Source organism: Kribbella sp. CA-253562, assembly GCF_050942265.1.
Taxonomy (GTDB): Bacteria; Actinomycetota; Actinomycetes; order Propionibacteriales; family Kribbellaceae; genus Kribbella.
Window position 1 is genome coordinate 1439315 of record NZ_CP192049.1, and the last position, 19101, is coordinate 1458415.

Sequence of the window (19101 nt, forward strand, 5' to 3'; positions counted from 1 at the left end):
CCGTCACCCCGCGCTCAGCGGTGAGCGAGTTCGGGCTCCCGCTCGGAGCCGACCGCGGGCTCGAACCGGCGGCGCAGCTTCTCCCCTTCGACGTCCACGTCCGGCAGCAACCGGTCCAGCCAGCGCGGCAGCCACCAGGCCGAGCGACCGAGCAAGGCCATCACGGCGGGCACGATCGTCATCCGGACCACGAAGGCGTCGACGGCGACCGCGAAGGCCAGGCCGAAGCCGATCTGCTGGACCAGGGTCTCGCTGGACAGGATGAACCCGGTGAACACCGCGATCATGATCACCGCCGCGGCGGTCACCACTCGCGCGCTGTGGCTGAAGCCGTCCACGACGGCCGCGCCCGGCGCCGCACCCCGGACGTGTTCCTCCCGCATCCGGGTGACCAGGAAGACCTGGTAGTCCATCGCGAGCCCGAACACGATGCCGACCAGGAACACCGGCAGCATGCTGATGATCGGCCCGGTCTGGCCCTCGATGCCGAACAGGCCGGCCAGCCAGCCCCACTGGAACACCGCGACCACGGCGCCGAAGGTGGCCGCCACGGTCAGCAGGAAGCCCAGCGTCGCCTTCAGCGGAACCAGCAGCGAACGGAACACGAGCAGCAGCAACAGGAAGGCCAGCCCGACGATCAGGGACAGGTAGGGCAGCAACGCGTCGTTCAGCTGGTTGGAGATGTCGATGTTCATCGCGGTGACACCGGTGACCGACACGTCGGCCCCGGCCGCCTCGGGCAGGTCGCGCATCGCCTCGACGAGATCCGTGGTCTCGGTCGTACTCGGGCCGCTCGTGGGGATCACGGTCAACACAGCGGTGTCGCCGGCGGGATTGAAGGTCGCGGGTGTCACCACGGCGACATCCGGCAACGCCCGTACGGCGTTCGCCGTACTCGCCGCAGCGGCCTGAGGGTCAGCGGCACCGGCCACGTCGACCACCATCAGCAGCGGGCCGTTGAATCCAGCACCGAAGCCGTCGGACAGCAGTTGGTACGCCTTGCGCTGCGTCGATTCCGGCGCGGCGGTGCTGTCGTCGGGCAGTCCGAGCTCGAGGTCCGCCGCCGGGATCGCGAGTGCTCCCAGACCGATCACGGCCGTCAGCAGCACGGCCACCGGGCGACGGGTGACGAACCCGGCCCAGCGGCGCCCGGCCGTCGGCTTGCCGCCGGAGCCCTCGGGATCGCCACCGCGCAGACCGGGGATCCGGCCACCCAGGACCCGTCGTCCGGCCATTCCCAGCAGTGCGGGCAGCAGCGTCAGCGCGATCGCCACGGCGATGACGACGGTGAAGGCGGCCGCGAGGCCCATCTGGGTGAGGAACGGGACGTTCACGACGAACAGGCCGCCCAGGGCGATCACGACGGTCAGGCCGGCGAAGACCACCGCCGAGCCGGCCGTCCCGACCGCCCGGCCGACGGCCTCCTCCGGCTCCAGACCGGTGCTCAGCTCGTGCCGGTAGCGGGACATGATGAACAGGGCGTAGTCGATCGAGACCGCGAGCCCGATCATCATCGCGAGGATGGGCGTCCCGGAGCCGATGTCGGCGAAGCCGGTCGCGATCGTGATCGCGGCGATCCCGATACCCACCCCGATGATTGCTGACAGCAACGGAAGGCCGGCGGCGACCAGCGAGCCGAAGGTGATCAGCAGCACCACCGCGGCCACGCCGACGCCGATCACCTCGGCCGCGCTCTGCTCACCCTGTTCCATCATCGCGTCGCCGCCGTACTCGACGGTGAGGCCTGCCGTCCTGGCCGGCTCGACCGCCGCGGCCACGGCCTCGCGTGACTCCGGCGTCACCTCCTGCCCGGCGACGTCGTAGGAGACCTGGGCGTAGCCGGTCCGGCCGTCGGCCGAGATCGCCTGCGCCGTGTAGGGATCCGAGACGGCCGCCACCTGCGGGCCGGTCCTCAGCTCGGCCAGCACACCTTGGACGGCGGCGCTGTTGTCAGGCGCGGCGAGCTGCTCACCCGGCGGTGCCTGGAAGACGATCCGGGCGACCCCACTGTCGGCACCCGCCTGCGGGAATCGCTCGTCGAGCAGATCGACAGCCCGCTGCGACTCGGTCCCTGGGATCGAGAAGCCGTCGCTGACCGGGCCGGACAGCGTCGCCGCGCCGGCGATGCCGGTCAGCAGCAGGCCGAGCCAGACGAACACGACCATCCTGCGCCGCCGGAACGCGAACCGGCCGAGCCGGTAGAGGTAGGTAGCCATGCAAACGATCGTCGCGGTGGGTCCCGGTTGTTCGCGTCCACCCACTGTGGGCTTCTCGGCGTACTGCGGGCGTCGTACGGGCTACTGCGTTTGCTGTACGCCGGCGCGGACCAGGCCGGTCCGGTACGCGATGACGACCAGTTGCGCCCGGTCGCGGGCGTCGAGCTTCACCATCGCCCGGTTCACGTGCGTCTTCACCGTCAGCGGCGACACCACCAGCCGGTCGGCGATCTCGTCGTTCGACAGCCCGAGCGCGACCAGGCCGACCACCTCGCGCTCCCGATCGGTCAGGACCGCCAGTTCCGCGGCACCGGTCGGCGGCGCGAGTTCCGGTTGGGCCAGGAACCGGTTCATCAGGCCGCGCACCGCTTTCGGTGACAGCAACGCTTCGCCGCTCGCGACCACCCGGATCGCGCTGATCAGCTCGTCCGGTTCCACGCTCTTGCCGAGGAACCCGCTGGCGCCCGCCCTGATCGCCTCGAAGACGTACTCGTCGACCTCGAACGTGGTCAGGATCAGCACCTTCACCCCGGCCAGCGACTCGTCCGCGGTGACCTCCCGGGTCGCGGCCAGCCCGTCCATGCCCGGCATCCGGATGTCCATCAGGATCACGTCGGCCCGCTCGCTGCGCGCCAGCTCGACCGCCTGCCGGCCGTCCGCGGCCTCAGCAACGACCTCCAGACCCGGCGCTGAGTTCACCAGCACCCGGAAGCCGCTGCGGATCAGCGTCTGGTCGTCGGCCAGCAACACCCGGATCGTCACCTGTGTCTCCAGTCTCCAGCGGTAGAACGGCGTGTACCCGGAACCCGCCGTGCGGCAGCGGCCCGACGGTCAGGTCGCCGCCGACCGCGGCCACCCGCTCCCGCATCCCGAGCAACCCGTGCCCGGCTCCGACGGGCGGCGCGGCGGTGCGGTACGGCGTACCGGGGTGGCCGCCGTCGTCGGTGATCTCGATCGTGAGCGAGCCGCGCTGCTGCTCGAAGCGGATCCGTACGACCGCACCTGACGCGTGTTTGACCACGTTGGTCAGGGACTCCTGCAGGATCCGGTAGGCGGTCAGCTCGATCACGTCCGGGAGCGGACCGGACGCGGGTGGCTGCCAGTCGACAACCAGCCCGGCCGCGGTGAACGAGTCGATCAGCGCGCCGATCTCCCGCAACGTCGGAGTGGGCGCGGTCGGCAGCGTGCCGTCGCCCGAGCGCCGGAGCACGCCGAGCAGCACGGTGAGCTCACGCAGTACGGTCCGGCCGCCTTCGCGGACCAGCGCGAGCGCGCGGTCGGCCTCGGCGGGCTGGTCGCGCAGCAGGTGCGACGCGACGCCGGCTTGCACGTTCATCAGGGCGATGTGGTGGGCGATCACGTCGTGCAGCTCGTGGGCGATCCGCAGCCGCTCGTCGATCACCCGCCGTTCCGCCTCTTCCTCGCGGGACTGCTCGGCCCGCCGAACCCGGTCCTCCAGCTCCTCCTGGTACGCCCGGCGATAGCGCACCGCTTCGGCGAGCGCACTCGCGAACAGCACCAGGACGGCGACCGGCAGGTTCTCCAGCACCCCGCCGTCGGTGAACAGTGTGGTCGTGCCGACCATGATGACGACCGTCGCGACGACCGCGATCGACCGGGTCTGCCGGTCCTTCTGCATGACGACCGTGTAGATCGCACAGGCCAGGGTCAGCGCGATCGCGCTCTTCACCTCGGTGGTCACCGCGTACGCGACCGCGGCCGCCGTGGTGACCGCGAGCACCACGAGCGGAGCCCGCCGCCGCAACACCAGCACCGCACAGGCGATCACGATGATCACCACCCGGCCGAAGGTCAGGTCGATCTGCCGCTGACCGTGGTTGGCGCCGGGCTGGGCCAAGTTGATGGCCAGCAGGACCAGTGCCAGGGCGCAGTCGCACACCACCGGATGCAGCTTGTATCCGGCGTACCAGCGCGGAGGCACACCCATCTGTTCACAGTACGTGTCCGGGGCTCCCCGCCGCGTCGTCTGCAGGCCGTACCCGTTCGGTACTGCGAACGCAGTACGCCGAGTGCTAGCTGGACCGGAAGGTGATCGGCGTCTTCATGTCGCCGTTGGGCGAGAAGCCGAAGCTGTCGTCGGGTTGACCGGCGCGGTCCAGCACGGTGACCGAGAGGTAGCACTCGCCCAGGAAGCCCACGTCGAAGCAGTCGGTGCCGTCGGGCAGCCAGCGGTTCACCCGGTACGGCGTGGCGTAGGTGCCGTCGGCGCGCACCCAGGTGGTGACGGTGGGCCGCTCCCCGTAACAGCCGGTCTCCTGGATGATCTCGAAGCAGGCGTGCTGCACGATCCGCACCTGCCGCCACTCAGCCCCGTACGCCGTACCGCGGACCGTGACCCACTGCTCGGCGGCCAGGTCCGTGGACGGGGTCGCGGTGATCGTGGCGGGTGAACCCTTGAACCCCAGCGCGCCCGAGTCGAGCACCAGGCGGCTGCCGTCCGGGGCGTTGCCGACGGCGTACAGGTGGCACAGGTCCGCACGGCAGTAGACGGTCGTGGGTTCGCCGAACTCCATCCGCCGGAAGACCGGATCGCCCAGCGTCACCCGGGTCGCGATCCGGCCGGTGGAGCCGGCTGTTGTGACGGTCCGGTCCGGGCAGTCGCCGTCGAACCAGTCCACGAACGTGTCGCACTGGACGATCCGCACCTCGGAGCCGGGCGCGAACCCGCGTCCGCTCACCCGCACTTCGTCCCCGCCGGTCAGCCCGAAGGTCCGGCTCACCTGGAGCTCGGGCGGTGGCGCCGCGACCGCCGGAACGGTCATCGACCCGAGCAGAACAGTCGCCGCGGTGATGGCAGCAAGTAGTCGCATCCGTGGTTCCCCCCACCGATCGTGATCAGGCCCCCTGGCCTGTCACCTTCCTACTCGCGAACCCGCCGGGACGGAAGGACTCGGAGCCCCGGCAGCTCCAGGTCTGCTCAGCCGCTCAGGGCTTTGGTCGCCTGGACGGCGAGGTCGCGCAGGGCGGTGTAGCGGGGGCGGAGGGTGTCGACGCGGGCGACCTCGTCGGGAGCCGGGTCGAGGTGTTCGCCGCCGGGGGCGGGGGACAGGCCGAGGGCTACGGCGGCGGCGCCGCGGGCGCCGACTTCGGCTTCGGCGCAGACGGTGGTGGGGCGGGCGAAGGTCGCGGTGAGGCAGCGGCGCCACCAGGCGGAGGCGTCGATGCCGCCGCCGCCGAGCACGACCTCGAGGCGGCGGTCGAACAGCGAGTCGAGCATGCGCAGGCCGCGGTCGATCTCCAGCGACGCGCCCTGCAACGACGCGGCGAGCAGATCGGCCGCGTCGTCGTCGAAGGACAGGCCGAAGTAGACGCCGGAGCCGCCGGGCACGGTTTCGGGTGGGCGGGTGCCGGCCTGGAACGGGATCGCGATCACCCGCGAGGAGCCGATCTCGACGTCGGTCGGTTCCTGGTGGGCCTCGTCGAGCTGCAGGACGTGGGTCAGCCAGGCGTGCAGGTTGCCCGCGGCGGAGAAGGCCATTCCGGTGACCGCGCGCTGGTCGTCGACGCGGTAGCGCCACAGTTCCCAGGGCAGCTCGGGGGCCTGGTCGATCGGGTGCACGACGCGGACGGCGGCCGACGTACCGACCGTGACCGCGGCGGTCGACTCGTCGTAGCCGCCGGTGCCGACGTTGGAGGCGGCGCCGTCGCCGGTCGGCGGATGCACCGGTACGCCGGCCAGGCCGGGCCAGCGTCGCGCGTACGTCGACGCCAGGACGCCGGTCCAGCCGGTCGGCACGATCGGCGGCAGCTGCCCGGCGGTGACCCCGGCGATGTCGAGCGCCTCGGCGTCGTACTCGCCCTTGGCGAGGTCGAGCGATCCGGTGCCGGAGGCAATGGACACCGACGTGACCCGCTCCCCGGTGAGACGTTCGAGCACGAGGTCGGGCAGGCCGGCGAAGGAGACCGCGGGGACCTCGGACAGCAACCAGGGGATCCGGCGCGGCCAGTACAGGCGGTGCAGCCAGGCGCCGGTGCGCGCGTGGAAGGCGTGCTCGTCGAACGCCGGGTCGAGCCGCGGCGCGACCGAGCGGGTGTCGGCCCAGGTGATCACCGGGGTCAGCGCGGCGCCGTGGGCGTCGAGCGCGACGACCGAGTGCCATTGCGACGACAGGACGATCGCGGTGATGCCGTCGAGGTGCCCGTTCTGCTGGAGCTCGTCGAGGCAGCTGAGCAGGCCCTCGACGTACTCGTGCAGGTCGATCGTCGCCGAGCCGCCCACCCCGTACGTCGGGGTGATCTTGTGCCGCGCGAGCGCACCCGGCACCGGCGAGGCGTCGGCCGCGGACAGCACGAGCGCGCGGGCCGAGGAGGTCCCGAGGTCGAGCGCGAGGATCCGCTCGCCGCCGACAGACGCAGCGCCACCTGGCCCGCCGGCGGGGGCAGGCGCCTGCGGTCCGCCGAGCGGCGCGGCGTCGTCCTGCCGGTCAGTCGGCGGCATGCAGTGCCTCGAGGAACGAGGCGGCCCAGACGTTCACGTCGTGGGCGGCCAGGTGTTTGCGCATCGCCTTCATCCGGCGGCCGAGCTGGCGGTCGTCGGTGTTCATCGCGTCGACGATGGTGTCCTTCATGCCGTTGATGTCGTGCGGGTTGACCAGGAACGCCTGCCGGAACTCGTCGGCCGCGCCGGCGAACTCGCTCAGCACCAGCGCGCCGGTGTCGTCGTACCGGCAGGCGACGTACTCCTTGGCGACCAGGTTCATGCCGTCGCGCAGCGGGGTCACCACGGCGACGTCGGCGGCCCGGAACAGCGCGGCCATCTCGGTGCGCGAGTACGACGTGTGCAGGTAGTTGATCGCGGGCGTCCCGATCCGGCCGTGCTCGCCGTTGATCCGCCCGACCAGCAGCTCGATCTCGTCGCGCAGCACCCGGTACTGCTCGACCCGCTCGCGCGACGGCGTCGCGACCTGGATGAAGACCGCGTCGTCGACCGAGACCCGCTTCTCGTCCAGCAGCTCACCGAAGGCACGCAGTCGTTGCCTGATGCCCTTGGTGTAGTCCAGCCGGTCCACGCCGAGCAGGATGTGCGCGGGATTGCCGACCTCGGCGCGCATCTCCCGGGCCCGGGCCTCGGTCTCCGGCTGGCGGGCGATCTGCTCCAGCTCGCCGACGTCGATCGAGATCGGGAACGCCTTGGCCCGCACGATCCGGTCGTCGGGCAGGTGGATCCGGTCGCCGCGGGTGCGCAGACCCATCCGGTTGCGGGCCAGTCGCGCGAAGTTCGACGCGGCGCCGGGCCGCTGGAAGCCGACCAGATCGGCGCCCATCAGGCCGTCCAGGATCTGCCGCCGCCACGGCATCTGCGCGAACAGCTCGGTCGGCGGGAACGGGATGTGCAGGAAGAACCCGATCCGTACGTCGGGCCGCAGCCGGCGCAGCATCGCCGGGACCAGCTGCAGCTGGTAGTCGTGCACCCAGACCACCGCGTTGTCGTCGGCGGCGTCCGCGGCGGCTTCGGCGAACCGCCGGTTCACCGCGACGTAGGCCTCCCACCACTCCCGGTGGAACTCCGGCGGCACGATCACGTCGTGGTAGAGCGGCCACAGTGTCGCGTTCGAGAAGCCCTCGTAGTACAGCTCGACGTCCTCGGCCGACAGCGTGACCGGGACCAGGTGCATGCCGTCGGAGTCGAACGGCTCGACCTTCTCGTCCTTGCCCCCGGTCCAGCCGATCCAGGCGCCGTGGTGGCGCTGCATCACCGGCGCCAGGGCAGTGACCAGACCCCCCGGGCTGCGCCGCCACGCCGTACTGCCGTCGGGCATCTCGACCCGGTCGACCGGCAACCGGTTGGCCACCACCACGAAGGAACTGCGTCCGCTCGGCATCTGCTGTTATCCACCCAGGTATTCGTCGTCGCCGGGGTAGGAGACCCCGATCTGTCTGCGTGTCTCGTCGAGCAGCTCGAGGATCTCGATCGTCGCGGCATGCGGAAGGGCCGGGCATTCGATCTGCCCGGCTCGCAAGGCGCGCATCACCTCGGCTGCTTCATAGTGGTACCCAAGCCCATGCACCGCTACGTCGACCCGCTCCTGGCCGGCCGCCGTACTGCGCACGTAGTACTCGGGGTGGTGAAAGCGGTTCGGCAGCAACAAACTGCCCTCGGGTCCGCTCACCGAGGCGGTCCACGGGTTCTGCGACCGCAGACCGCAGGTCAGGGCGGCGACCGCGCCGGAGTCGTAGCGCCACGCCATCGCGACGTTCAGGTCGACGCCGTCGTCGTTCAGCGCGCCGACCGCCTTGACCTCGTCGGGCCGGCCGAGCGCCATGTGCACGAACGTCATCGGGTAGATGCCGCCGTCCATCAGCGCGCCGCCGCCGAGCGCCGGATCGAGCAGGCGCGCGGGCAGTTGCGGTTTGTGGAAGCCGAAGTCGGCCAGCGCCTCCATCGGCTCGCCGATCACGCCCTTGGCCAGGTCGGCGAACATCGCCTGGACGACCGGGTTGGTGCGCATCCACATCGCCTCGGCGAACAGCGTGTTGTGCTCGCGGGATACCGCGACCAGGTCCCTGGCCTGCCGGGCGGTCAGCGTGACCGGCTTCTCGCACAGGACGGCGACGCCGGCCTGCAGCGCGGCCCGGGCGATCCCGTAGTGCTGCGGGTGCGGCGTACCGATGTAGAGCACGTCGACGGTGCCCGACTCGATCAGCTGCCGGTAGTCGTCGTAGCGGTGCTCGATGCCGAAGGTGTCGGCGAACCTGTGCGCGCTGTCGAGCGATCGGGACGCGACGGCGGTCGCGACCGCGTCGTCGAGCTCGGCGAGATCCTTCGTGAACTGCGTCGAGATGTTGCCAGTAGCAACGACACCCCAACGGACCTGGTCTATACCCACTGTCTGAACTCCGGGGTCGGGAACGGGCCGTCGGCCACGATTCTCGCGGTCTCGAAGGCGTGGGCCAAGCGAATGAGGGTGGCGTCACTTCCGGCGGTGCCGCCGAACACGATGCCGACCGGCAGACCGGCGACCGTGCCCGACGGCACCGAGAGCAGCGGATAGCCGGCCAGCGCGGCGTGCGAGGACGAACTGCCGAGCACGTGGTCGCCGTTGACCAGGTCGATCGTCCAGGCCGGCGAGTACGACGGGCTGACCAGGGCGTCGAGCTGATTGTCCCGCAGGACCGTGTCGATCCCGTCACGGCCGGTCCGCAGTGCGGACAGCCGGGCGGCCAGATAGATCGGCGAGTCCAGCCCGTCGGTCGCCTCGGCCCGCTCGAACAGCTCCTGGCCGAACCAGGTCAGCTCCTCGGCCGGATGCGCGCGGTTGAACGCGATCAACTCGGCCAGGGTCCGCGGAGCGCCTTCCTTGCGAGTCGCCAGGTACTTGGCCAGACCGACCTTGAGCTCGTGCAGCGGGACCTGCAGCTGCTCGTCGTCCGTGGGCGTCGGCAGCGACAGGTTGTCGACCAGCGTCGCGCCGCAACGGCTGAGGACCTCCAGTGCCGTCTCCGTCGCCTGGTCGAGCCCTGGCGAGTAGCCCCACAGCGGACCCCGCGGTACGCCGATCCGGACGTCGCTGAGGTCGGTGCCGCGGCACGCCTCCAGATAGTCGGTGCCACCGCCGGTGAGCACAGTCAGCAGCGCGGCGGACTGGGCGACCGTGCGGGTCATCGGTCCGGCGGTGTCCTGGGAGTGCGAGATCGGCACGATGCCCTGCTGCGGGACCAGGCCAACGGTGGGTTTCAGTCCGACGATGCCGTTGAGTGAGGCCGGGCAGACGATCGAGCCGTTGGTCTCCGTGCCGATCGCGAGGTCGGCCAGCCCGGCCGCGACCGCCGCGCCCGAACCGCTCGACGAACCGCCGGCCGACCGGTTCAGGGCGTACGGGTTGCGCGTCAGTCCGCCGTACGCACTCCAGCCGGACGACGAGGCGTAGCCGCGGAAGTTGGCCCACTCGCTCAGGTTGGTCTTGCCCAGGATCACGCAACCGGCCTCGCGCAGCCGGCGGACCAGGACGGCGTCGTTCGGCGGAGGCGGCTGGTCGGCGAGCGCCAGCGACCCGGCGGTGGTGGCCAGGTCGGCGGTGTCGATGTTGTCCTTCACCAGCACCGGTACGCCGTGCAGCGGACCGCGCGTGCGCCCGTCGTCACGCTCGGTGTCCAGCCGGGCAGCGTCGGACAGCGCGGCGGGGTTCGGCGTACAGACCGCACCCACGAGTGGATCGACCTCACGGATCCTGGCCTGCAGCTCTTCGACCGAAACGATGGCGGGTCGCGGGTCCGGCAGGAGTGCGCCGGAGCCCTGTCGAGGTGAGCTCACCTCCACGATCCTGCCAGAGTCGAGCGGGCGCGGCGGCGGCGCGCGAGCCTTGGGGAAAGGACCGGAAAGGACCGGAAACGACACGGCCGGATCGCTGCCGGGTGAATGACATCGCTGTTGTTCAGCCCGTAGAGTGGAGCGCGGACGGACGATCACCGACCGCACGGGAGTCACCAGCAGATGGACAGCGCGAACGCGAGCTCTTCCGGCCCCGAAGCGGCGCCGCCCGCCGTCGCCGGGCTCTCCGAGCGGGACGGCGCGATCCTCGGCTTCGAACGGCACTGGTGGAAGTACGCCGGCGCCAAGGAACAGGCGATCCGCGACCAGTTCCAGATGTCGGCCACCCGCTACTACCAGGTCCTCAACGCGCTGATCGACCGGCCGGAGGCCCTCGCCCACGACCCGCTGCTGGTCAAGCGGCTGCGCCGGTTGCGCGCCGCCCGTCAACGCGCCCGCTCCGCCCGTCGCTTGGGGATCGAGGTCTAGGCCTTGAACCGCAGGGACGAACGGGGACAGGTTCTCTCCTCCCTCGTCGCGGTGCTCGCCGTCGTGGCCATCGTCGGTGGCCTGCTGGTGCTGTTCGGCACCCGCGGCAACGACAGCGTCGCGGATGAGGGCAGGCCGGTCGCGCAGACACCGAGTACGACGCCCAGCGCGACGCCGGCCGTGAGTGCGACGCCGAGTGCGACGCCGAGCTCCGAGCCGACCGCGCTGCCGACGCCGGAGGCGACGACTCCGGTGGCGCCGCCGACCTCGGCGAGCACCGAAGCGACGACCGAGCCGACCACCGAGCCGACCGGCGTACCGAAGCCGACCGTGAACGTGCCGCCGTCCGAGCGGCCCGCGGTGGAGATCTACAACAACACCAGCCGCAAGGGACTGGCCCAGGCGGTCGGCAGCCGCGCCGAGCAGGCCGGCTGGAGCGTGACCGGCGCGGACAACTGGCGGGGCAAGATCGTCACCAGCACGGTCTACTACCCGGCCGGCATGCAGGCCGAGGCCGCCCAGCTCGCCCAGGACCTCGGCATCCCGCGGATCAAGGACGCGCTGGACAACATGAAGAAGGACCGGCTGACCGTCATCCTCACGTCGGAATACTCCGGATGAGCACTCCCGTACTGGCCACCACAGCCGGGCGGGAGGGCTGGGAGGCGATCGTCGCCGATCCGGCCGGAGCGGTGATCGCGTCGGACTTCGACGGCACGCTGTCGCCGCTGGTCGAGGACCCGGCGATGTCTCGGGCCGCCGAGGGGGCGCTGGACGCGATGGCGCGGCTGGCCCGCTCGGTCAACCAGGTCGCCATCGTCACCGGCCGCCCGGCGCTGGTCGCCACCGAGCTGTCGGGGGTCACCGGTCACCCGGGGCTTGGACGACTCGTTGTACTGGGGCACTACGGGCTGGAGCGGTGGGAGGCGGCCACTGGGTCTGTCACCAGCGACCCGGTTCCCAGCGGGGTGGCTGTGGCGCGCGAGCAGTTGCCGGCGGTGTTGCAGGCGGCTGGGCTGCCCGATGCGTTCGTGGAGGACAAGGAGAGCTCGCTCGCGGTCCACACGCGCCGGCTCGCCGACCCGGCGGGCGCTCTGGAGACGCTGCGCGCGCCGCTGACCGAGCTGGCCGAGTCGGTCGAGCTGCGGCTGGAGCCGGGCAACCTGGTGCTCGAGCTGCGACCGCCCGGCATCGACAAGGGTGTCGCGATCCGCCGGCTGGTGGAGTCGACGGGCGCTCGGTCGGTCCTGTACGCCGGGGACGACCTGGGCGACCTCGCCGCCTTCCGGGCTCTGGGGGAGCTGCGGGCCGACGGGCTGTACGCCGTACTGGTGGCTGCTCGCTCTTCTGGTGCTGCCGAGCTGGTGGACGCGGCGGACATCGTCGTGGACGACCCGATCGGAGTCGTCACGGTGCTGACCGCGCTCGCGGACGCGCTCGCCGCCCGGGCGTAGCACGTCTGCCACGTCCGCACCGCCGGTGTCGTCTCGCGGCCCGGGCTGCTCCCGTCAGCGGCGGCGAAAGGTCTGCTGAAGCGTCCGGCCGAACGGCTGGACCGGGCGCTCGACGTAGTTGCCGTCGGCTAGGCCGGCCAGGCGCTCGAACGGATTCCGCGAGGCAGGACAGCCGGTGCGGATCCAGGACCAGGCCGCGCCCACGACGTACAAGGGCAGCAGCGGCAGGCCGATCAGGCAGAAGTACTGCCAGGAGTGGCGCTCCTCGTGCGCGACCAGCAGCGGGCGGGCGTCCAGGTACGCGCGGTCCCGGCGGGTCAGCACGACGTTGCCGATCGTGAACGCGCCGGCGGCCGGGAAGCCGAGCCGGTAGCCCGTCGCGAGGAACAGGCCGCGCGGGCCGCGGCTGAAGCGCGCGCGCCCGATCAGGCCGACCGCGAAGCCGGCCAGGGTGGACAGGTTGACGAAGTTCACCACCAGCTTGAGTTTCTGCGCGCCGGTCATGGCTCAGTATTGCCGACGCCCGCGGTTCTGTCGGCGGGATGCGTCAGGATGGGTGCCGTGAGTTCGGTGGTACGACGCTGGCGGCCCGGGCGTCCGGTGGATCCGCACCTGCTGATCGGTGGACTGCGGAAGGGGCCGGGGGATCCGGCGTACGTGCTGGACCCCGCGCGGCGGACGGTGTGGCGCGCGACCCGGACTCCGGACGGGCCGGTGCTGCTGCGGCTGACGCCGTACGCGGCGGTGGCGGAGGTCGAGGCCGAGGCGTGGGGGCCGGGGGCGTCGTGGGCGCTGGACGGCGTGCCGGAGCTGCTCGGGGAATCCGACTCCTGGGACGGTTTCGAGCCGCGGTCGGAGCACCGCCCGCTGGTCGACGCGGCGCGGCGGTTCCCGCACTTCCGGGTGCCGCGGACCCGAGCGGTCTTCGAGGCGATGGCCGCGGCCGGGATCGAGCAGGTCGTCACCGGCAAGGAGGCGTTCCGCGCCTGGCGCCTGTTGCTGCGCGAGTACGGCGAACCGGCGCCCGGCCCCACTCCGCCCGACGGCCGGGTGATGATGGTTCCGCCGACGCCCGAGCAGTGGCGGCTGATCCCGTCCTGGCAGTGGTTGCGTGCCGGCGTCGAAGGCCGTCGTTCACGCGTCGTCGTCACCGCGGCCACCCGCGCGAAGGCCCTCGAGCGCACCCTCGACCTGACCGACTCTGCCGAGATCGAACGGCGGCTGCGCTCGCTGCCCGGCGTCGGGGTGTGGACGGCGGCCGAGGTCCGCCAACGAGCTCACGGCGACGCCGACGCGTTCTCCTTCGCCGACTATCACGTCTCCCGCAACGTCTCCTACGCGCTGACCGGCGAGGAGCTCGACGACGAAGGCACCGCGGAACTGATCGAGCCGTACCGAGGCCACCGCTTCCGCGTCCAGCGCCTGCTCGAACTGGCCGGCCCCGGCCATCCCCGCTACGGCCCGCGCAAGTCCCTCCCGACCCACACGCCCGGCGCGACCCACCGCCTGCGTTGACCTCGGGACGTGCTCGGGGTCACGCGGTGTGGGACGGATTTCACCCGGTGGGGTGGGCACTAGGTTCGCATCATGCGGATCGATGGGGACGGGCTCTACCTGGTCGCGGGGCTCGCCCTGTTGCTGGGGGCCGTGCTGCCCCGGCTGCTCAAGAAGTACGCCGTGTCGGCGCCGATCGCCTTTCTCGGGGCCGGGCTGCTGCTCGGGTTCGTGGTGGATCGGGGCAAGCTGAACCCGATCGCCGAGCCGAAGTTGACCGAGCACCTGGCCGAGCTGACGATCCTGGTCGCGCTGATGGGTGTCGGGCTGGCGATCGACCGGCCGATCGGCTGGCATCGGTGGAAGGTGACGTGGCGGCTGCTGTTCGTCGCGATGCCGGCGTGTGTGGCCGCCGTCGCGGGACTCGGCTGGTTGCTCGGGCTGGCCCCGGCGGTTGCTCTGCTGGTCGCTGCGGTGCTCGCGCCGACCGACCCGGTGCTCGCGTCCGACGTCCAGGTGCAAGGTCCGACGACCGGTGAAGGCGCCGAGCCGGAGGAGGACGACGAGGTCCGGTTCGCGCTGACTTCCGAGGCCGGGCTGAACGACGGGCTGGCGTTCCCGCTGGTCTATCTGGCGGTGTTCGCCGCGACCAAGGGCGCGATGGGCGACTGGGCGCTGGAGTGGGTGCTCTGGGACCTGATCGGCAAGACGGTGATCGGTGTCGTCATCGGCGCCGGAGCGGGCTGGCTGCTCGGGCGGATGGCGTTCTCGGCGCCGCTGCCGAGTCTCCGGCTGGCGGATTCGCGAGAGCCGGTGCTCGCGCTGGCGATGACGCTCGGCGTGTACGGACTGGCTGAGGTGCTGCACGGCTACGGCTTCCTGGCGGTTTTTGTCGCCGCGTTGACGCTGCGGGCGGCGGAGCGCGGCCACAACTACCACGAGGAGCTGCACAGCTTCCTCGAGCAGCTCGAGCACATCCTGACCTGGGGAATCCTGCTGCTGCTCGGCGTCGCGGTCACCGGCGGCTTGCTCAAGCCGCTCGACCTCACCGGCATCCTGATCGGGGCCGCGCTGATCCTGGTCGTCCGGCCGGTGACTGCGTGGCTGAGCCTGCAGCGCACTCAGATGCGTCGCTCGGAGCGCTGGGTCACGGCGGCCTTCGGCGTCCGCGGCGTCGGCTCGATCTTCTACCTCGCGTACGCCGGCGCCGACTTCGCCGACGACTTACCGTGGCTGTGGGCGACGGTCGGGTTCACGGTCGTGCTGAGCGTTGCGGTGCACGGCGTCGCGGCGACGCCGATGATGCGGATGCTGGAGCACCGCCGCGAGAACGGGAGCCGCCCGCGTCGCCGCGAGCGGTCGAGCTGACCTCGCCGGACGGGCGGCGCGGTTGCCGGGCGCTGATCGGCGGCTCGACGCCGTGCCGGATCGCGGCCGCGGCGTGGATCCCGGCGGCGAACTGCTTCAGCTTCTCGAACATGCCTCCATCCTCCGGGCGCCGGCCGTGCCGAAGAAGTGGCACAGAAGACACCGACCGCTAAGATTTCGACATGCCTCCCAGCGTCTCTGTGCTCGCCTACGACGGCATGACCGCGTTCGAGGCCGGGATCGTGATCGAGGTGTTCGGGCTGGCCTGGCCCGATATCGACCAGCCCTGGTACGAGCTGAAGGTCTGCACCGAGACCCCCGACCCGATCCGCGTGCTCGGCGGCGCGACGATGACCACCCCGCACGGCCTCGACGACTTCGCCGCCGCGGACACCGTGGTCGTCCCGAGCGTTGCCGCCCCGACCGCGCCGACCTCCCCGCAGCTCGTCGAGGCCCTCCGGCACGCGCACGATCGAGGTGCCCGGGTCGTGTCGATCTGCTCCGGCGCCTTCGCCCTGGCCGCCGCCGGGTTGCTCGACGGCCGCCGCGCGACCACCCACTGGCGGTACGCCGACCAGCTCCGCGAGCGCTACCCCGCGATCGACGTCGACCCGGAACCGCTGTACGTCGACGAGGGGGACATCCTCACCAGCGCCGGCTGCGCGGCCGGCCTGGACCTGGCGATGCACCTGGTCCGGAAGGACTTCGGCGCCGCCGTCGCGAACGCGGTCGCCCGCAGGATGGTCATCCAACCGTACCGGTCGGGCGGCCAGGCGCAGTACATCGAGGCCCCGATGCCGCCGAAGCCGAGCGACGGCGACGCGCCGGTCGCGCGCAGTCTCGGCTGGGCGCTGGAGCACCTGGCCGAGCCGATCGGCGTACCGGATCTGGCGCGGGAGGCCGGGTTGTCGCCGCGCACGTACCTGCGGCACTTCACCCGGGCGACCGGTACGACGCCCGCGAAATGGCTGATCGCCCAGCGGATCCAGGCCGCGCTGGCGATGCTGGAGACCGGGGACGCGCCCGTCGAGGAGATCGCGGTCGCGGCCGGGTTCGCGACGCCGGTGACGTTTCGCCACCACTTCGCCAAGAGCCTGAAGACCTCGCCGTCGGCGTACCGGCGGACCTTCCGGGCGCGCCGGACCGGGTGAGCGGGCCGGCTCGCAACTCGAACCCGGAGGGTCGCGCCGGACTGAGATCCGACGTCTCGGATGCTGGGATGGCGAGACACAATATGGACCCGATTGGGTAACCTCGAACCTGCTCATCCAGAGGGACTGAGGGAAACGGCCCGTTGAAGTCCCGGCAACCCTCCCCGTGGAGGCCCTGTCCTGGGGCGCTCGCGGTGGACCGGTGCCAAATCCGTCCCACGCCGAGATCCGGTGCCGGGGAAGATGAGGAGGAACCTCTCCATGAGCCAGACCGCCACCCACACCATCCGTGCAGGTGCCTTCGGCAACGGTACGCACCTCAGCTGCCGGGCGTGTGGGGCGAAGTCGCCGCTCGGCCCGTTCTACGCCTGTATGGAGTGCTTCGGTCCGCTGGAGGTCGGGTACGAGTACCCGGCGATCACCCGCGAACAGATCGAGGCCGGCCCCAAGAACATCTGGCGCTACCAGCCGCTGCTGCCCGTCCCCGTCGACGTGGCCAGCTTCCCGAACACCGAGCCGGGCTACACCCGGCTGATCGACGCGCAGAACCTCGCCCGCGAGCTCGGCCTGCGCAAGCTCTGGGTGAAGGACGACTCGGGCAACCCGACGCACTCGTTCAAGGACCGCGTCGTGGCCTCCGCCCTGAGCGCCACCCGCGAGCTCGGCATGAAGGTCTTCGCCTGCCCGTCGACCGGCAACCTGGCCAACGCCGTCGCCGCGGCCGCCGCCCGGGCCGGCATCCGCTCGGTCGTGTTCATCCCCAAGGACCTCGAGCGCCCCAAGATCATCACCACCGCGGTGTACGGCGGCACGCTGGTCGCCGTCGACGGCAACTACGACGACGTGAACAAGCTGGCCTCGGAGATCGCCGGCGAGGAGGAGGGCTGGGCGTTCGTCAACGTGAACGTGCGGCCGTACTACTCCGAGGGTTCGAAGACGCTGGCGTTCGAGATCGCCGAGCAGCTGGGCTGGCGGATCCCGCAGCAGGTCGTGATCCCGGTCGCTTCCGGCTCGCAGCTGACCAAGATCGACAAGGGCTTCACCGAGCTGGGCAAGCTCGGTCTGGTCGACGCCACCGACTACAAGATCTACGGCGCGCAGGCGACCGGATGCTCACCCGTCGCGCAGGCGTTCCGGGACGGCCACGACGTCGTCAAGCCGGTCAAGCCGGACACCATCGCGAAGTCGCTGGCGATCGGCAACCCGGCCGACGGTCCGTACGTGCTCGACGTCGCCCGGCGTACCGGTGGCGCGATCGAGGACGTCAGCGACGAAGAGGTCGTCGAGGGCATCCAGCTGCTGGCCCGCACCGAGGGCATCTTCACCGAGACCGCGGGCGGGGTGACCGTCGCGACGCTGAAGAAGCTGATCGCGACCGGGCAGCTCGACCCCGAGGCCGAGACGGTGATCATCAACTCCGGCGACGGGCTGAAGACGCTCGACGCGGTGGCCGACCGGGTCGGCCCGAAGGTGACCATCCCCGCGTCGTACGACGCCTTCGTGAAGGCAGGTCTGCAGTGAGCGTCAGTGTCCGCGTCCCGACCATCCTGCGCCCCTACACCCAGGGTGCCTCCGAGGTCTCCGTCGAAGGCAGCACGCTGATCGAGGTGCTGGAGTCGCTCGACACGTCGTATCCCGGCATCAAGGGCCGGGTCCTGGACGAGTCCGGCGAACTGCGGCGCTTCGTCAACGTGTACGTCGACAACGACGACGTCCGCTTCGCCGAGGGCCTGCAGACCTCGATCAAGGACGGCGGCCAGGTCTCGATCATCCCCGCCGTCGCCGGCGGCTGCTGAACCCGTTCTTCGTCAACGCCCCTTGGCTTCGGCCGAGGGGTGTTTGTCGTTCCTAGGCCGGCGGCCGCGCGAGGTACGCCTGCTTCGCGTCGGGCGAGAACCCGCAGGCCCGGTAGAACGCGTGCGTCGACTCGCGCCGCGAGCCGGTCATCAGCATCACCTTGTAACAGCCGGCGTCCCAGGCCGCCTGCAACGTGGCGGCCATCAGCTGCTTGCCCAGCCCGGTCCCGCGCCGGTTCTCGTCGACCACCACGTTCTCGATCACCGCGTACGGCCTGCTGCCACGGGTCAGGTTCGGGATCAGGTTCAGGTACGTCGTACCGGCAACTTCCCCGTCGACCTCGAGCACGCAGAGCCGGAAGTGCTCCGACGCGAGAATCCGGTCGAAGTCAGAGCGCTCGGACAGCACCGGCTCGTCCGGGTGCAGCTGGTGGTAGAGCCTGCTGATCGCCGCGAAGTCACCGGGTCCGGCCGCTCGGAACATGAGGCGATCCTAGGAGCCGGCTGGTCGAGAGACTCACGGTCGGGGCGGCAGCTTGCCGAGGAGTTCCGTGAGCCGAGGGTGGATGGCCCGAAGTACCTCGCTGAACGTGTCGATCTGCCGAGCCATCGCCTCCGGCCCGCTGAGCTTGACGACCTCGCGGATCCGGGCGGCGGCGGCCCGGTCGGCCAGGTCACCATGCTCCAGCACCCCGGCCAGATGATGCCGGACGACCGTCCCGTAGGAGTCGACGTAGTAGCCGTCCGGGATCTCGCCGTCTCGGCACCGACCGACCAGGACGAACGCGGCTTGTTCCCTCCAGTCGAGCTCCAGCTCGGCGAACGTCTCGCCCAACGGATAGACCAGCGTCGTCATGTCGCTGC

At 71.1% G+C, this 19101-nt stretch carries 19 protein-coding genes and 1 riboswitch; of the genes, 8 read left to right on the forward strand and 11 right to left on the reverse strand.

The genetic code is table 11. The annotated features are described in order from the left end of the window. Positions 1-14: 14 nt before the first annotated feature. The 8 genes from ACQPXM_RS06965 to ACQPXM_RS07000 form a co-directional block, all read right to left on the reverse strand. Entirely contained in the window at positions 15-2216 is a 2202-nt protein-coding gene (locus tag ACQPXM_RS06965; protein WP_432945964.1) for an MMPL family transporter, read from the reverse strand. An 81-nt stretch (positions 2217-2297) separates the two neighbouring features. Next, on the reverse strand, positions 2298-2978 hold the full coding sequence (locus ACQPXM_RS06970; protein WP_432945966.1) for a response regulator transcription factor: 681 nt from the start codon (positions 2976-2978) through the stop codon (positions 2298-2300). Beyond that, complete coding sequence (locus tag ACQPXM_RS06975) at positions 2881-4164, reverse strand: sensor histidine kinase (protein ID WP_432945968.1); 1284 nt, start codon at positions 4162-4164, stop codon at positions 2881-2883. The genes ACQPXM_RS06970 and ACQPXM_RS06975 overlap by 98 nt, the downstream gene beginning before the upstream one ends. Before the next feature lie 85 nt (positions 4165-4249). Then, entirely contained in the window at positions 4250-5047 is a 798-nt protein-coding gene (locus tag ACQPXM_RS06980; protein WP_432945970.1) for a neocarzinostatin apoprotein domain-containing protein, read from the reverse strand. A 107-nt stretch (positions 5048-5154) separates the two neighbouring features. Continuing rightward, complete coding sequence (locus ACQPXM_RS06985) at positions 5155-6675, reverse strand: FGGY family carbohydrate kinase (protein WP_432945972.1); 1521 nt, start codon at positions 6673-6675, stop codon at positions 5155-5157. Beyond that, positions 6662-8059, reverse strand: a complete 1398-nt coding sequence (locus ACQPXM_RS06990) for an alpha,alpha-trehalose-phosphate synthase (UDP-forming) (protein ID WP_432945974.1) — start codon at positions 8057-8059, stop codon at positions 6662-6664. The genes ACQPXM_RS06985 and ACQPXM_RS06990 overlap by 14 nt, the downstream gene beginning before the upstream one ends. 6 nt (positions 8060-8065) lie before the next feature. After that, positions 8066-9064, reverse strand: coding sequence for a Gfo/Idh/MocA family protein (locus ACQPXM_RS06995; protein WP_432945976.1), 999 nt, complete (start codon positions 9062-9064; stop codon positions 8066-8068). Beyond that, positions 9055-10488: an amidase gene (locus tag ACQPXM_RS07000; RefSeq protein WP_432945978.1), complete on the reverse strand. Its 1434-nt coding sequence runs from the start codon at positions 10486-10488 to the stop codon at positions 9055-9057. The genes ACQPXM_RS06995 and ACQPXM_RS07000 overlap by 10 nt, the downstream gene beginning before the upstream one ends. A gap of 180 nt (positions 10489-10668) precedes the next feature. On the opposite strand from ACQPXM_RS07000, the gene ACQPXM_RS07005 reads away from it, so the two are divergent. Genes ACQPXM_RS07005 through otsB form a run of 3 tightly spaced genes read left to right on the forward strand, consistent with a single transcriptional unit; the run spans position 10669 to position 12428 of the window. Beyond that, a complete protein-coding gene (locus tag ACQPXM_RS07005) occupies positions 10669-10974 on the forward strand; it encodes a DUF3263 domain-containing protein (RefSeq protein WP_077012514.1) in 306 nt (101 codons plus the stop codon). Positions 10975-10977: 3 nt separating this feature from the next. Beyond that, entirely contained in the window at positions 10978-11595 is a 618-nt protein-coding gene (locus tag ACQPXM_RS07010; protein WP_432945980.1) for a LytR C-terminal domain-containing protein, read from the forward strand. Beyond that, a complete protein-coding gene (otsB, locus tag ACQPXM_RS07015) occupies positions 11592-12428 on the forward strand; it encodes a trehalose-phosphatase (RefSeq protein WP_432945982.1) in 837 nt (278 codons plus the stop codon). Before ACQPXM_RS07010 ends, otsB begins: the two co-directional genes overlap by 4 nt. Positions 12429-12482: 54 nt before the next feature. On the opposite strand, the gene ACQPXM_RS07020 is transcribed toward otsB, so the two are convergent. Further along, positions 12483-12932, reverse strand: coding sequence for a hypothetical protein (locus ACQPXM_RS07020; RefSeq protein ID WP_432945984.1), 450 nt, complete (start codon positions 12930-12932; stop codon positions 12483-12485). Positions 12933-12980: 48 nt separating this feature from the next. On the opposite strand from ACQPXM_RS07020, the gene ACQPXM_RS07025 reads away from it, so the two are divergent. From ACQPXM_RS07025 to ACQPXM_RS07045, 5 genes are all read left to right on the forward strand, one after another. Beyond that, positions 12981-13943, forward strand: coding sequence for a DNA-3-methyladenine glycosylase family protein (locus ACQPXM_RS07025; RefSeq protein ID WP_432945986.1), 963 nt, complete (start codon positions 12981-12983; stop codon positions 13941-13943). A gap of 72 nt (positions 13944-14015) precedes the next feature. Then, entirely contained in the window at positions 14016-15290 is a 1275-nt protein-coding gene (locus tag ACQPXM_RS07030; protein ID WP_432945988.1) for a cation:proton antiporter, read from the forward strand. 182 nt (positions 15291-15472) lie between these two features. Next, the gene (locus ACQPXM_RS07035; RefSeq protein WP_432945990.1) at positions 15473-16441 is read left to right on the forward strand and encodes a helix-turn-helix domain-containing protein; all 969 of its coding nucleotides are present in this window, start codon (positions 15473-15475) and stop codon (positions 16439-16441) included. 110 nt (positions 16442-16551) lie between these two features. After that, positions 16552-16691: riboswitch (SAM riboswitch) on the forward strand. A gap of 11 nt (positions 16692-16702) precedes the next feature. Then, positions 16703-17962 carry a threonine synthase gene (gene thrC, locus ACQPXM_RS07040; protein WP_432945992.1) on the forward strand — a complete coding sequence of 420 codons (1260 nt, stop codon included), beginning with the start codon at positions 16703-16705 and terminating at the stop codon, positions 17960-17962. Further along, entirely contained in the window at positions 17959-18237 is a 279-nt protein-coding gene (locus ACQPXM_RS07045) for a ubiquitin-like small modifier protein 1 (RefSeq protein WP_077012506.1), read from the forward strand. The genes thrC and ACQPXM_RS07045 overlap by 4 nt, the downstream gene beginning before the upstream one ends. 52 nt (positions 18238-18289) lie before the next feature. On the opposite strand, the gene ACQPXM_RS07050 is transcribed toward ACQPXM_RS07045, so the two are convergent. Together ACQPXM_RS07050 and ACQPXM_RS07055 are read right to left on the reverse strand one after the other, a co-directional pair. Beyond that, positions 18290-18721: a GNAT family N-acetyltransferase gene (locus tag ACQPXM_RS07050; RefSeq protein WP_432945994.1), complete on the reverse strand. Its 432-nt coding sequence runs from the start codon at positions 18719-18721 to the stop codon at positions 18290-18292. 33 nt (positions 18722-18754) lie between these two features. Further along, the gene (locus ACQPXM_RS07055) at positions 18755-19093 is read right to left on the reverse strand and encodes a hypothetical protein (protein ID WP_432945996.1); all 339 of its coding nucleotides are present in this window, start codon (positions 19091-19093) and stop codon (positions 18755-18757) included. Between the last annotated feature and the right edge of the window lie 8 nt (positions 19094-19101).